Genomic DNA, 13953 nt, shown 5'->3' with positions numbered 1-13953 from the left:
TTTAAATCATCTTCAGTGGACGGCCACTGTCGTATGACATAACGGGACGGCCCGTTACCGGATTGCTATGTTCCAGAAAGTATTGATTGCCAACCGTGGTGCTATCGCAACGCGGATTATTCGCACCCTTAAACAATTTAATATCACCGCAGTGTCTGTCTACGCCGAAGCCGATGCACGCAGCTTGCATGTGCGCAATGCCGATGAAGCCTATAGCTTGGGTGACGGCGGTGCTGCGGATACCTATTTAAATGTTGAAAAAATCCTCGATATTGCCAAGCGCTGTGGCGCGGAGGCGATTCATCCCGGTTACGGGTTCCTCAGCGAAAACGCCGCCTTCGTTAGCGACTGCGAAGCCGCGGGCATTGCCTTCATTGGGCCTACCGCCCAGCATATGATCGATTTTGGTTTGAAGCATAAGGCGCGGGAAATTGCAGAATCCGTCGGCGTGCCATTGCCACCGGGCACCGGTTTATTAAGCGACTTGGAAAGTGCGGTGAGTCAAGCTGCTGGCATAGGTTATCCAATCATGCTTAAGAGCACCGCAGGTGGCGGTGGTATCGGTATGCAGGTTTGCCACGATGAGGCGGATTTGCGCAGCGGTTTCGAAAAAGTTAAAAAATTAGGCGGCAATAATTTTTCAAACGACGGTGTTTTTCTTGAGAAATTTATCGCCCGCGCTCGGCATATAGAAGTTCAAGTATTTGGCGACGGTTATGGCCAAGTAGTCGCCATCGGCGAGCGTGACTGTTCAGCACAGCGTCGGAATCAAAAGGTCGTTGAAGAATGTCCAGCGCCTAACTTACCTGACTCCGTGCGTCATTTATTGTATACCCAAGCGGAAGATTTATTGTCGGCGGTGAACTACCGCAACGCCGGCACCGTCGAGTTTATTTACGATCAAGACAGTCGCGAATTTTACTTTTTAGAAGTAAATACCCGCCTGCAAGTGGAGCATGGCGTTACCGAAGTGGTGTGGGGTATCGACCTTGTTGCGTGGATGCTAATGCTGGCCAGCGGCGACTTGCCAGAGCTGTCTGAGTTGCGGAAAAATCTAGTTCCAAAAGGCCATGCAGTGCAAGTGCGAGTTTATGCTGAAGACCCTTACCGGCAGTTCCAGCCATGCGCAGGTTTGCTCAGCAAGGTCTCATTTCCTCAGGCCGAGGGTTTGCGTATAGATCACTGGCTCGACAGTGGTATTGAAGTATCGCCGTATTTCGATCCCATGCTGGCTAAAATTATTTTCCATGCCCCAGAGCGTAAAGCAGCGCTTAAAGGTGTCGCAGCGGCGCTGAACGCCACTGAACTTTATGGCATTGTGAGTAACCGTGATTACTTGCGGGCCTTGCTCAATGATCCTCTGTTGAAAGAGGGATTGATCACCACCCGCTACCTGAATGATTTTATTTGGCAGCCACACCGTATTGACGTGTTGCAGGCGGGTACGCAAACAACCATTCAAGATTATCCCGGCCGTAGCGGCTATTGGGATGTCGGTGTACCGCCATCTGGCCCCTTCGATAATTATTCTTTTCGTTTAGCGAATCGGCTATTGGGAAATGACGATAGTGCGGCGGGTTTAGAGATTACTTTGCAAGGGCCAAGCCTGCAGTTTAGCGAGGCTACCGATGTGGTGATCGGCGGCGCAAACATTCCCGCGACTTTGTTTGGTGGTTCTTTGGGGCCAGACGGGCAAACCCTGGCATTGTGGCAAGTGATTCACATCGAAGCTGGCCAGACACTAAATTTAGGCCGTATCAGTGAAGGCGCTAGAAGTTACTTGGCGGTGGCGGGTGGTATTCAATGTCCGGAATATTTAGGGTCGCGTTCAACCTTCACCCTAGGGCAATTTGGCGGCCATAGCGGCCGCGCCCTGCGAGTGGGTGATGTGTTGTCGTTGCTTGATACTGTCGCGCAAGCGCAGGAGCTTCCAGCACAGCTCAAACCAGAGATTAGCAACGATTGGCGTCTGCGCGTGATCTACGGGCCGCACGGTGCGCCCGATTTTTTCACCGATCCAGACATAGAGGCGTTTTTTGCGGCGAACTGGGAAGTGCATTACAACTCCAGCCGCACTGGTGTGCGTTTGATTGGCCCTAAACCTACATGGGCGAGGGATAGCGGTGGTGAAGCGGGCATGCATCCATCGAATATTCACGACAACGCCTATGCCTTTGGCACCGTAGATTTCACCGGTGATATGCCGGTGATTCTTGGCCCCGATGGGCCGTCCCTTGGTGGGTTCGTCTGCCCCGCAACAGTCATTACTGCGGATTTGTGGAAGCTTGGTCAGTTGCGGGCAGGAGATAAAATTAAATTCGTTGCGGTAACCGTAGATGACGCGGTCGCCGCCGAGCGCGCGCAGCGGAGTACTATTGACGCACTGTCCGGTGAAACGCCAGTTGTTGCTCCTTTGAGCGAGTTGCCATCGCCTATTGTTCAGCGCCTTAGTTCTGATGACGTTGGCGATGATGTGGTTTACCGTGTTGCTGGCGATCACTTTTTGCTAGTGGAGTATGGCCCGCAGGAATTAGATATTCGCCTTCGTTTTAGAGCACACGCATTAATGCAATATTTGCAGAACAATCCAGTGACTGGTGTGCGTGAAATGACACCGGGCATTCGCTCTTTGCAATTGCATTACGATTCCCAAACTATTTCTTTGGCGGGATTACTCGCGGTATTAAGCTCGGCAGAAAAACACCTTTCCACACAGTTAGAACAGTTAAATGTGCCGTCTCGTACAGTGTATTTACCGCTGAGCTGGGACGACGATGCCTGCCGCCAAGCCATTGCGAAATATCAGCAATCGGTGCGCGAGAATGCGCCCTGGTGTCCGAGCAATCTTGAGTTTATTCGTCGTATCAATGGTCTTGAAAGTATCGATGCGGTGAAGGATATCGTCTTTGATGCCGCCTATCTTGTTATGGGTTTGGGCGATGTGTATTTGGGTGCGCCGGTGGCGACGCCGGTTGATCCTCGTCATCGTTTGGTGACCACAAAATACAATCCGGCGCGGACGTGGACAGCTGAAAACTCGGTGGGTATCGGCGGTTCCTATCTCTGTGTGTACGGTATGGAAGGGCCGGGTGGCTACCAGTTTATTGGTAGAACCCTGCAGATGTGGAATCGTTATCGCCGTACCACGGAGTTTACCGAACCTTATTTACTGCGCTTCTTTGATCAAATTCGTTTCTACGAAGTTAGCCAAGAAGAGTTGCTGCAAATCCGTGACGATTTCCCCTTAGGTAAATATTCATTACGGATCGAGGAGGGCGAATTTTCGCTCGCGGATTATCAGCAAATGCTGGCAGATAATTCTACTGAAATTAATACCCACACCGAGAAGCGCGAGCAAGCCTTTGCCGAAGAATTGGCGCGTTGGCATGCCGACGGACAATTCCATTATGAAGCGCCGGAGATTGACGCCGCCGCCGACATTGTGAGTTTGCAAGAAGGCGAAATTCCCGTTGATAGTTCTGTTGCGGGTAGTGTTTGGCAGTTGCTGGTGAAGGAGGGCGATGTGGTTGAGCTTGGCCAACCGCTGCTGTTGCTGGAGTCGATGAAAATGGAAATTGCTGTATTTGCGCCGCAGGCGGGACGGGTTAAAAAACAACTATTACGCGAGGGCGCGCGGGTGAGTGCCGGCCAGTCTGTACTTATTTTGGAGGAGTTGTCATGAATCTTTCATTGACTGAATTACGTGCCGCTTATGCGGCGGCCACTGTGACACCTCGTGAGCTTATGGCCGCTATTGCAGAGCGCTGCAAAGAATATCAGGATCATAATATTTGGATTCATCAGCTAAGCTCAGCTGAGCTAGAACCTTATTTGAAGCGCTTGGACGCTGTCTCGCCAGATACCTTGCCCTTGTACGGTATTCCCTTTGCGATCAAAGATAATATTGATTTGGCGGGTGTACCGACAACGGCGGCTTGTCTAAGCTTTGCATACACACCGGAGCGTTCGGCGTTTGTTGTACAGCGGTTGATCGATGCGGGTGCGATTCCTGTTGGTAAAACGAATTTAGATCAGTTTGCGACGGGCTTGGTGGGAACACGTTCACCCTATGGCGCCTGTAAAAATAGCTTCGACCCAAGCATGATTAGCGGCGGTTCCAGCGCTGGGTCGGCAGTGTCGGTAGCCTTAGGCATGGCGACATTTTCGCTGGGTACTGATACCGCAGGGTCGGGCCGAGTACCGGCCTGTTTTAATAATTTAGTGGGCGTGAAACCCAGTATTGGTTTGCTCTCTGCCAGTGGCATGTTGCCAGCGTGCCGATCCTTGGATTGCATTACCATTTTTGCTCTGCAGTGCGATGACGCCAATGCAATTCTCACCGTTGCGGAAGGTGAAGATGCGACAGACGCTTACAGCCGGAATAATCCCTTCGCTAATGGCGCGCGGCATTATGGCCAGTGGCAGGGGCCGCTTCGAATGGGCGTATTGCCTGCAGAGCAGTTATCGTTTTTCGGCAGCGAGGATTATGCGCAGTGCTATAAAAAGTCGCTGGCGGCGATTACCAGCAGTGGTGTGGAATTAGTCGAAGTCGATTTTGCGCCCTTTATCGAAGCGGCACGGCTGCTGTACGAAGGCCCGTGGGTGGCGGAACGGTTTATTGCCACGTCACCAATGATACAGAAGCAGCCAGAGGCGTTATTGGATGTTACCCGTACTATCATCGGCGCAGGCGAAAATAAATCAGCGGTCGATACCTTTAGAGCACAATACCGCCTAAAGGCACTACGTAAAGCGGCGACAGCGGTATTAGACGGCGTGGACTGCTTGCTCACCCCAACGGCGGGCAGCCCGTATAGTATCGAGGCGGTAAATGCTGACCCAATTACCCTGAACAGTAATCTGGGCTATTACACTAATTACATGAACCTATTCGACTTGGCCGGTGTCGCGGTGCCAACCGGATTTACCGATAGCGGTTTCCCCTTTGGTTTAACCTTGGTCGGTGAAGCCTTTACTGATCGGCGCCTATTGTCGGTAGCGAATCGTCTACAGCAACTGTTTAAATTGCCCTTAGGTAAGGATCAGTCTGACTATCAGGCATTGAGCACGGCGCCGGTTCAAAACCAACAGCGTATTTCGGTGGCGGTGTGTGGCGCCCATTTACAAGGCCAGCCGCTGAACTGGCAGTTGATTGAGCGCGGCGCGACCTTGGTTTCTAAAACCCTGTCATCGCCAGACTATAAACTGTATGCCCTAGCGGGTGGCCCACCGTTTAGGCCCGGTATGGTGATTGCGCCAGAGGGCGAAGGCCGTGCTATCGAAGTCGAAGTGTGGTCGTTGCCTGCTAGCGAGTTCGGCAGCTTTGTTGCGGGCATTCCAGCGCCGCTCGGTATTGGCAAAGTCAAACTGCAAGATGGCAGTCAGGTAAGTGGTTTTATCTGCGAAGCCTCCGGCTTGGCCGGTGCAGAAGACATTAGTCATTTTGGCGCTTGGCGGAAATATCTCGCGGCAAAATAAATCCATGCGAGTTTTCATCTTGGCGATCATCTATGGATGGCTGCCAAGATGGGAGCAATCTTTAGTCCTCTTGTTGCTCAAGCGGCCAAAGGCCGTTTTCTTCCAGAACATTGCGCAGAGTAAGCAGCGCATTATTCATGGCCGGAAAACCCGCATAGACGCCTATTTGGAAAATGGATTCGCTAATTTCTCGCGGCGTGCAGCCGACGTTCAGGGCCGCGTGAATATGGAGTTTTAGCTCATCTTGTTTGCCCGTCGCGCTTAGCGCGGCAATAGCCACTAATTGGCGAGTGGTTTTGGGAAGTACATCCCGCGCATACATATCCCCCACCACAAAGCGGGACATTTCCTTGGCCAGATTCTTGTCGAAGCTTAGCCACAATTCATAGGGCTTTTCGTTTGCGTAGCCGCTGAACAGCGCGGCTGCGGTGTCTTTGATTTTCTTTGTCTTGTCGTCGGGCATGGTGTGCTTCCTCGTGCTGCGGTTTATGCGCAGATAGTAACAGGCCCTAGCTCATGATAAAGGAACATTCCGAGCCTATCGTGGCCTCAATGTAAGTCCAAGAGTTAAAAGCTATCGTAATGATTGAAAAGTACAGTTGGATAGCTCGCTAGCATGGGGCTATAACTATGACTGATAGAAAAATTATTCATCTCAAGGGAGAACGCTATGTCGAATAACAAATGTCCGGTGAACCATACCGCAGGTGGTGGCACAACCAACAAGGATTGGTGGCCGAATCAGTTACCACTAGAGATTTTACACCAGCAGTCCGCTAAATCTAATCCGATGGGTGACGATTTCAACTATGCCGAAGAATTCAAAAGCCTCGATTTTGCGGCCTTAAAGGCCGATATCGCCGCACTGATGACTGACTCCCAAGATTGGTGGCCCGCAGATTTTGGTCATTACGGCCCCTTGTTTATTCGTATGGCCTGGCACAGCGCAGGTACTTACCGTATTGCCGATGGTCGCGGTGGCGCGGGCAGCGGCAGTCAGCGCTTTGCGCCATTGAATAGCTGGCCAGATAACGGCAACCTCGACAAAGCGCGCAGATTACTGTGGCCGATTAAACAAAAATACGGCAAGAAAATATCGTGGGCCGATCTGATGATTCTTACCGGCAACGTCGCGCTAGAAACCATGGGTTTTAAAACCTTTGGCTTTGCCGGTGGCCGCGAGGATATTTGGGAACCTGAGCTAGATATTTACTGGGGTGTTGAGGGTAAGTGGCTGGACGACAAACGCTACTCTGGTGATCGCGATCTTGAAAATCCGCTGGCAGCGGTGCAGATGGGTTTGATTTATGTGAATCCAGAAGGCCCAAATGGCAAACCTGATCCTCTGGCGGCAGCGAAAGATATTCGTGAAACTTTTGCGCGTATGGCAATGGACGACGAAGAAACGGTGGCCTTAATCGCGGGCGGTCACACCTTTGGTAAAACCCACGGTGCCGGTGATGCGGCCCTTGTTGGCGCAGAGCCAGAGGCGGGCAGCATTGAGCAGCAGGGCTTTGGCTGGAAGAGCAGCCACGGTAGCGGCAAAGGTGCCGATGCCATTACCAGTGGCTTGGAAGTGACGTGGACGAGCACGCCAACCCAGTGGAGTAATAATTTCTTTGAGAACCTGTTTGGCTATGAATGGGAACTGACCAAAAGCCCAGCGGGCGCACATCAGTGGCAACCCAAAAATGGCGCGGGCGAAGGTGTGATTCCCGATGCCTTCGATGCGACTAAACGCAAAGTCCCTATGATGCTGACCACTGACTTGTCGCTTCGCGTCGACCCAGCTTACGAGAAGATCTCGCGGCGTTTTTACGAGAACCCCGATCAGTTTGCCGATGCCTTTGCCAGAGCGTGGTTTAAATTAACTCACCGCGACATGGGGCCGCGCGCGCGCCTCCTTGGGCCGGAAGTCCCAACCGAAGAGTTGATCTGGCAAGACCCGATTCCAGCGCTAGATCACGCCTTGGTGAATGAGAGTGACATCGCTGGCCTAAAAACAAAGATTGCCGCTGCCGGATTGTCGGTTGGCGAGTTGGTCTCTACTGCTTGGGCGTCTGCGGCCACCTACCGTGGTTCAGACATGCGCGGCGGCGCAAATGGCGCTCGCATTCGCTTGGCTCCGCAAAAGGACTGGGAGGTCAATCAACCTGCGCAGTTGGCCAAGGTTCTCAAAGTGCTTGAAGGTATTCAAAGCGACTTTAATAGCGGCGGCAAAAAAGTCTCACTGGCCGATTTAATTGTGTTGGCCGGTGGGGTCGGTATCGAACAAGCGGCTAAAAATGCGGGGCAGACAGTAAGCGTGCCGTTTACGGCTGGACGTATGGATGCCACTCAGGAACAAACCGATGTGGACTCTTTTGCCGCTTTGGAGCCGATTGCCGATGGCTTCCGCAACTACGTTAAGGGTCGTTACTCAGTTCCTGCAGAGGCATTGCTAGTAGATCGCGCTCAATTGATGACCTTAACCGCGCCAGAAATGACCGTGCTTGTCGGTGGTATGCGGGTGTTGGGCACTAATGTTGGCGGCACCCAGCACGGCGTATTCACCAACAAGGTCGGTACGCTCAGCAATGACTTTTTTGTGAATCTATTAGACATGAGCACCGAGTGGAAGGCGACTTCGAAAACCGAGGAGGAGTTTGAAGGCCGAGACCGCAAAACCGGAGATCTTAAATGGACCGCAAGCAGAGCTGACCTCGTGTTCGGTTCCAACTCGCAATTGCGCGCAGTGGCAGAAGTCTACGGTAGTGCAGATGCCCAAACTCGATTTGTAAATGACTTTGTGGCGGCATGGACGAAGGTGATGAATGCAGATCGCTTTGATCTTGTCTAGATTATCTTAAGATATAAAAAACCCGGTATTCCGGGTTTTTTTTATATTAGTACTTATGTTATTTATTGCTTAAGTATGACTGCGCCTTTAGCAAAAACTTCTCAGATTGACTAAAACCCGTTTCCATTTTTGATTGCTCAGAACTGTCAGAGATTTTATCCCAGTTGGCGAATACCGCTTCGGGTGTTTGCTGATCTGGTGACAGGTAGACACCTTTGGTTTCAAAAATAGCGCTTGTTGCGTAGCCACCTGCGCCGGCGCAGAGAATATTTCTGCTCGGTGCGTCGTCATGGCAAAGTACCAGCGCGCCTGCGGAAACCGCTTCGGGAATCAACATGGCTAAGACTTCTGCGGGCATAAGGTCTTCGGTCATACGGGTTGCTGCAGTCGGCGCTAGTGAATTCACGCGGATATTATTTTTCGCGCCTTCAATCCCCAGGGTATTCATTAAGCCGACAACGGCCATTTTGGCTGCGCCATAGTTGCTTTGGCCGAAGTTGCCGTATAAGCCGCTTGAGGACGTAGTCATCACAATACGGCCATATTCCTGTTGTTTCATGATGTCCCACACCGCTTTACAGCAGTTGACCGAGCCCATGAGATGAACGTCCATGACGAGTTTGAAATCGTCTAGTGACATTTTAGAGAATGTTTTGTCGCGCAAAATGCCTGCGTTGTTAATAAGAATGTCGACGCGGCCCCACTTTGCGATGGTTTGCTGCACCATGTCTTCTACTTCGCTGAAGACAGCAACGTTGGCACCGTGGGAGATGGCTTCGCCGCCCATTGCTTCAATTTCGGCAACAACAGCTTGTGCTGCTGCGGATGAGGCGCCGGTGCCGTCTCTGCTGCCGCCTAGGTCGTTAACAACAACCTTTGCGCCGCGAGCGGCTAATGCCAGAGCGTGGCTTTTGCCTAAACCGTTGCCCGCGCCAGTGACTATGGCAACTTTCCCATCAAAACGAATGCTCATTAAACTTTCCTCGGCGGTGTTATTTTATGAATCGGGGTATTCTAGGACGTGATAGCGTATAAATCGAGGGTAGATGTTTGCCTTATGCTAATTGTTCACATATTACTGTAGGTTCACGCTGAAAACGTCGGAGTTAGGTTAATGAATGTTATTGAGTCCATTTCTGAACGCTGTCCCTATTGTGGTGAGGCCATTGAATTACTCGTGGACGCGTCTGCAGGCGATGATCAGTACATTGAAGATTGCGAGGTTTGCTGTCGACCGATGTCTATTGTGCTTTCCTTTGATGAAGAGGAGGGAGTGAGTATTCGAGTATATGCGGAGAACGACGCGTATTGATTGCGGCGCAGTATTTTCTGTCGGTACTGTATGGTCGGGTCGTCGCTCCGTCCTAGATTAAGGCAGAAACTCAGTGATAAAAGCCGCTGATTGGCGTAAAGCGCTTCGCGCTTCTGGCAGGAATCGGCTCATTACCGGGAAGGCATGTGGTGGTTTTTTCCATTCTAAGTAGCGACTGCAGCCGCCAGCTTTTTCAATTTCATTGTGTAAACGAGAGGCGTCATCTAGTAAGACCTCAGATCGACTAGCAATAGTCAGTATTGGCGGTAGTGCCGCCACGTTGCCGAATAGGGGAGATACTCTTGGATCGTTGCGAGAAAGTGCAGACGCATACATCTCAACCGCTTCATCAAGTAGCGTTTTATTCAGTAGTACGTCCTTTCTTGCATTGTTTTTAAACGACTCACTGCTGTGGCTTAAATCTAGCCAGGGTGAAAATAGTACTGCGGCAGCAGGACTTTTTTTCCCGTCATCGCGCAGTTTTTGTAATGTCGTGAGGGCGAGATTTCCGCCAGCGCTGTCTCCGGCAATGACCATGCTTGTTGCTGAATGACCTGCGTCGATTAAAGCTAAATAGACGGTCATGGCATCGTCAGTGGCCGCTGGGAAAGGATGCTCGGGGGCAAGGCGGTAATCCACCATTAGCACTTTTATATTGGCATATGCCGCGAGTTCGCTGCACATTTGTCGATGGCTATTCATGCCACCCATAATGAAGGCGCCACCGTGGTAGTAAACACACACAGGTGCACTGACTGTATTTTTTATTCCCTTGGGTATAAGCCATTCGACCTTTACGCCGTTGATTTCATCGGGCTGACAGATAATAGATTTATTGGCTTTGCCGATTTCCATCGCCATGAATTTCCGTTGGCGCTTAAATCGGTGTTCTGGGCTCAGCTTCATCGCTGCTTTTTGTTGACGGCGGATGACGGCGCTGAGAATAAAGTTCTGCCAACTCATAGTTAAATCTCTAAAAGATGAGTGATTGTCATTCGTTTACTTATATCTGCGACGAGCGCGGACAATCGTGATTAGGGCAAATAGGATTAGTACTCCGCCAATAATACTCACGTATAAACGGAGATTGGGTAAACGGGTATTGATGCCATTGATGATTCCTTGGCGTTCATGGTCGTAGCCCGCGGGCATGTCCAGAACATTGTTATCTTTCGCGTATTGCTTATACTCGTTTAGCATTAATGCATAGCGCTCGGGTAACGTTGCCCTCAGGTCTACAGTCTCTCCTGGGTCATTGACTATGTTATATAAATGCCATTGGTCGTCAGCAATTTTGCCACTGACTTTGACGAGCTTGTAGTCACCACGAAATAGCGCCGCATTGCCTCCTAATTCATAACCTATTGAGTCGTTCGGGCCATATGTATGCTCAATGTCACCCTTTACTACGGGTAGTAAACTCCGTCCAGACACGAGTTCTTTAGACTTACTTGAAAATTCAGCACCGGCAATGTCAATGATGGTTGGTGTTATGTCAGTAACAAAGCTAAAGCTATTGCTTACCGTTTTCTCAGAACGTTGCAGCGGTTTCCCTGCAATAATAAGTGGCACCCGCATTCCGCCCTCACCGGCATAAAACTTGTAATAGGCTAGTGGTGAGGCAGCTGCGCTGGCGAAGCTGGGGCCAATCACATTCATGCTACCTTTGAGACCAAGGGTTTCATAGTCGTTGCGGTAGCCGAGAAATTTCATCACTAAGCGGCCGTAAAGATCTCGGGCGTTATTCTCACCGGTGGCTTCGCTGCCGTTGTCGGAGGTGAAAATAAATACGGTATTGTCAAATTCACCGATGGATTTTAGGTGGGTGATCAGACGGCCAATATGGAAGTCCATTGCGTCTATCATACCCGCATACACGGCCATCCTTTTTGCTTGATATCGCTTCTGCTCTTCGGTCTGCGCATCCCAGTGTCCCATGGTGCTCATGCGCACCATATTGCTGTCGTTGGGGATTAGTCCCAGAGCCTTGAGCTTTGCTTGGCGGGTTTCTCGCAGCGCCTGCCAACCATCGCGGTACAGCTCGTCGTATTTATCGATAAATTCCTGTGGCGCCTGCACAGGAATATGAACCGCTTGAAACGGAATGTAGGCAAAGAAGGGCTTTTTGTCTTGCGCATTACTGTCGATAAATTCAATGGTTTTATCCACCAGAAATTCAGATGAGTAAAACTTTTCAGGTAGTTTGGCGGCTTTACCATCGGCAAACCATTCGGCGCGATCGGAAATAGGAAGGTAGGGCCTATCCTCCCAATTGTCTGCACCGGTAGCACCTAGGGCAAAGCTGCGATCGAAGCCGCGTTGACTGGGTAATTGTTCGGGGGCGTTGCCTAGATGCCATTTACCTGCGATGTATGTGTGGTAGCCAACCGAATTGAGTATATTGGCAACCGTATCTATTTTCGGATCAAGGGTGCCTTGGTAGTGGGGGAAGCGCTTTTGCTCTGGGGGAATGGTTTCCGGAATATTGGGTACACCGTTGCGGTGGCTATCTACGCCAGTGAGTAACATCGCTCGAGACGGTGCGCATGTCGCAGCGGTATGGTAATTGGTAAATTGCACTCCCATGTCTGCAAGGGCAGAGATATTCGGTGTGTCTACTTCGCTGCCATAGGGCGCAGTGTCGCTAAAGCCCAAATCGTCGGCGAGGATAAGCACAATGTTTGGCTGCCGATCCTGTTGATCGACGTGTTCCGCCTGTGAATAGCTTAGGCCGCTTGCGAGAAATGCTGACAGGATGAGTACTGCGTGCTTGGCTGCGAATGTCATAACTGTTTCTCGATCTGAAATTCGGCAAGTTTAATTTTGCTCAAGCGGCGCTGCATTTTCATCGTTGTCCAAGGCCAATTCACGCTGTTGCGACCGGTTTTGTCGATAAAATAGCTGGCACAGCCGCTATTCCAAACCGTACCTTGCAATGCGTTTTGTAGCGATTTATTGAGTTTTTCGCTTTTTTCTTTGTTGACCGTTATTGTGGCAATATTTCTCTTACGCGCCTTGGTGATGGCGCTCAAAATATATTTTACTTGGGCTTCAATAATCACAAAGGCAGACGTATAGGTGTAGAGATTTGGGCCGAGGGTTAAAAATAAATTAGGGCAATCTTCGGCCATGGTGCCCAAATAAGCTGATGGCGAACCGGACCATTGATCAGACAAGCTCCGACCATTGCGACCATAAATGAGCTTACCGATTGGCGGGTCGGACACTTCGAAGCCCGTACCATAAATTATGACGTCGACTTCGCAGCTCGAACCATCGCTAGCAATGAGTTTGTTGCCTTGAATCTCAGCGATGCCAGGGAATACCTCAACATTGTCTTTGCCGAGTGCTTTGTACCAGTTATTCGACAGCAGTATACGTTTGCAGCCAAGGGAGTAGTCGGGCTTTAGCTTTTCCCTCAGCGCCTCGTCTTTTACGCCGCGATGTATGTGTTTGATTGCTGCGGTTTCCAGTTTTTGTGAGAACCACTTGTTTTTTAAATTGTGGTTGAGAAATTCAAATTGGAAAAAAAGCACCTTTCGGAATAGCTTTTGAGTAAACGGAAAACGCTTGAAATTCTTCCGCCAGCGGTCAGATATTTTGGTGTCTACCTTTGGTAATACCCACGGTGGAGTGCGTTGAAAAAGCGTGATTTTTTTTGTCTTTCTTTGGATGGCCGGTAAAAATTGAATGGCCGAGCCACCTGAGCCGATGACGGCTACACGTTTTTCGCTTAGATCATATTCGGTATCCCACGTGGCAGAGTGGAATGACTTGCCGGGAAACGTTTCTATGCCTTTGATGTGCGGAATCAATGGTATGTGCATAGGCCCGCAGGCCATAATCACGAAGCGAGCGCGGTAGATGCCGCCGTTGGTTTCGAGCTGCCAGCATTTGTCGGACTCATGCCAATTGCATTTGCTAAGTTGATGGTTGAAGTGGATGTGTTGATCAATCTTAAAGCGTTTTACCGTGTTATGGGTATAAGCCTTTATTTCTTGCTGTGTCGCGAAGACACGTGTCCAATCTGGATTTGGTGCGAAGGAATAGGAGTAAAGAGCAGATGGCACATCACAGGCGCAGTCGGGGTAGACGTTTTCTCGCCATACACCGCCCGCTTCATGGGACTTTTCTAACACAATGAAATCGATTTTCGCCTGCTTTAGTTTGATGGCAGCACAAATTCCGGAAATGCCAGCACCAACGACAATCGTCTCGTGAAAAGTAATCTGCTCGCTCGTATTTGCGGGTGTTTTTAATGTCATATTTATTCCGGTTTTTGCCCGTTGCATCGTTATTGTGGGAAGATAATTTGCGGTCTAAT

Annotated in this window: 9 protein-coding genes; 4 read left to right on the top strand and 5 right to left on the bottom strand. The window is 50.4% G+C overall.

Annotation, left to right across the window (positions count from 1 at the left end; genetic code table 11):
* The first annotated feature begins 67 nt into the window (after nucleotides 1-67).
* Nucleotides 68-3682 carry an urea carboxylase gene (gene uca / locus O9X78_RS15995; RefSeq protein ID WP_269620735.1) on the top strand — a complete coding sequence of 1205 codons (3615 nt, stop codon included), beginning with the start codon at nucleotides 68-70 and terminating at the stop codon, nucleotides 3680-3682.
* Nucleotides 3679-5478: an allophanate hydrolase gene (atzF, locus tag O9X78_RS15990; protein ID WP_269620734.1), complete on the top strand. Its 1800-nt coding sequence runs from the start codon at nucleotides 3679-3681 to the stop codon at nucleotides 5476-5478. The genes uca and atzF overlap by 4 nt, the downstream gene beginning before the upstream one ends.
* A gap of 61 nt (nucleotides 5479-5539) precedes the next feature.
* On the opposite strand, the gene O9X78_RS15985 is transcribed toward atzF, so the two are convergent.
* The gene (locus tag O9X78_RS15985) at nucleotides 5540-5941 is read right to left on the bottom strand and encodes a carboxymuconolactone decarboxylase family protein (RefSeq protein WP_269620733.1); all 402 of its coding nucleotides are present in this window, start codon (nucleotides 5939-5941) and stop codon (nucleotides 5540-5542) included.
* A 207-nt stretch (nucleotides 5942-6148) separates the two neighbouring features.
* On the opposite strand from O9X78_RS15985, the gene katG reads away from it, so the two are divergent.
* Nucleotides 6149-8317, top strand: a complete 2169-nt coding sequence (gene katG, locus O9X78_RS15980) for a catalase/peroxidase HPI (protein WP_269620732.1) — start codon at nucleotides 6149-6151, stop codon at nucleotides 8315-8317.
* A 58-nt stretch (nucleotides 8318-8375) separates the two neighbouring features.
* Here katG and O9X78_RS15975 read toward each other — a convergent pair whose 3' ends face one another.
* Nucleotides 8376-9290 (bottom strand): SDR family NAD(P)-dependent oxidoreductase, encoded by a 915-nt coding sequence (locus O9X78_RS15975; RefSeq protein ID WP_269620731.1) that lies wholly within the window; start codon nucleotides 9288-9290, stop codon nucleotides 8376-8378.
* Between the two features lie 141 nt (nucleotides 9291-9431).
* Here O9X78_RS15975 and O9X78_RS15970 point away from each other — a divergent pair, with 141 nt between their 5' ends.
* On the top strand, nucleotides 9432-9629 hold the full coding sequence (locus tag O9X78_RS15970) for a CPXCG motif-containing cysteine-rich protein (RefSeq protein WP_269620730.1): 198 nt from the start codon (nucleotides 9432-9434) through the stop codon (nucleotides 9627-9629).
* A gap of 57 nt (nucleotides 9630-9686) precedes the next feature.
* Here the strand turns inward: O9X78_RS15970 and O9X78_RS15965 are convergent, their stop codons facing one another.
* The 3 genes from O9X78_RS15965 to O9X78_RS15955 are packed head-to-tail and all read right to left on the bottom strand — an operon-like array spanning nucleotide 9687 to nucleotide 13894.
* Nucleotides 9687-10592 carry an alpha/beta hydrolase gene (locus O9X78_RS15965; protein WP_269620729.1) on the bottom strand — a complete coding sequence of 302 codons (906 nt, stop codon included), beginning with the start codon at nucleotides 10590-10592 and terminating at the stop codon, nucleotides 9687-9689.
* A 36-nt stretch (nucleotides 10593-10628) separates the two neighbouring features.
* The gene (locus O9X78_RS15960) at nucleotides 10629-12416 is read right to left on the bottom strand and encodes an arylsulfatase (protein WP_269620728.1); all 1788 of its coding nucleotides are present in this window, start codon (nucleotides 12414-12416) and stop codon (nucleotides 10629-10631) included.
* Nucleotides 12413-13894, bottom strand: a complete 1482-nt coding sequence (locus O9X78_RS15955; RefSeq protein ID WP_269620727.1) for a flavin-containing monooxygenase — start codon at nucleotides 13892-13894, stop codon at nucleotides 12413-12415. Before O9X78_RS15955 ends, O9X78_RS15960 begins: the two co-directional genes overlap by 4 nt.
* Nucleotides 13895-13953: the final 59 nt, after the last annotated feature.

The sequence above is a fragment of the Zhongshania aquatica genome, from assembly GCF_027257955.1.
Lineage (GTDB): Bacteria > Pseudomonadota > Gammaproteobacteria > Pseudomonadales > Spongiibacteraceae > Spongiibacter > Spongiibacter aquatica.
Note: the sequence above shows the minus strand (reverse complement) of the source record. Positions and strands in the feature narration are given on the sequence as shown.

Excerpts from the sequence above, each read along its gene's own strand:
- uca (WP_269620735.1), top strand. The coding sequence starts at position 68 with ATGTTCCAGAAAGTATTGATTGCCAACCGTGGTGCTATCGCAACGCGG.
- atzF (WP_269620734.1), top strand. The coding sequence starts at position 3,679 with ATGAATCTTTCATTGACTGAATTACGTGCCGCTTATGCGGCGGCCACT.
- O9X78_RS15985 (WP_269620733.1), bottom strand. The coding sequence starts at position 5,941 with ATGCCCGACGACAAGACAAAGAAAATCAAAGACACCGCAGCCGCGCTG.
- katG (WP_269620732.1), top strand. The coding sequence starts at position 6,149 with ATGTCGAATAACAAATGTCCGGTGAACCATACCGCAGGTGGTGGCACA.
- O9X78_RS15975 (WP_269620731.1), bottom strand. The coding sequence starts at position 9,290 with ATGAGCATTCGTTTTGATGGGAAAGTTGCCATAGTCACTGGCGCGGGC.
- O9X78_RS15970 (WP_269620730.1), top strand. The coding sequence starts at position 9,432 with ATGAATGTTATTGAGTCCATTTCTGAACGCTGTCCCTATTGTGGTGAG.
- O9X78_RS15965 (WP_269620729.1), bottom strand. The coding sequence starts at position 10,592 with ATGAGTTGGCAGAACTTTATTCTCAGCGCCGTCATCCGCCGTCAACAA.
- O9X78_RS15960 (WP_269620728.1), bottom strand. The coding sequence starts at position 12,416 with ATGACATTCGCAGCCAAGCACGCAGTACTCATCCTGTCAGCATTTCTC.
- O9X78_RS15955 (WP_269620727.1), bottom strand. The coding sequence starts at position 13,894 with ATGACATTAAAAACACCCGCAAATACGAGCGAGCAGATTACTTTTCAC.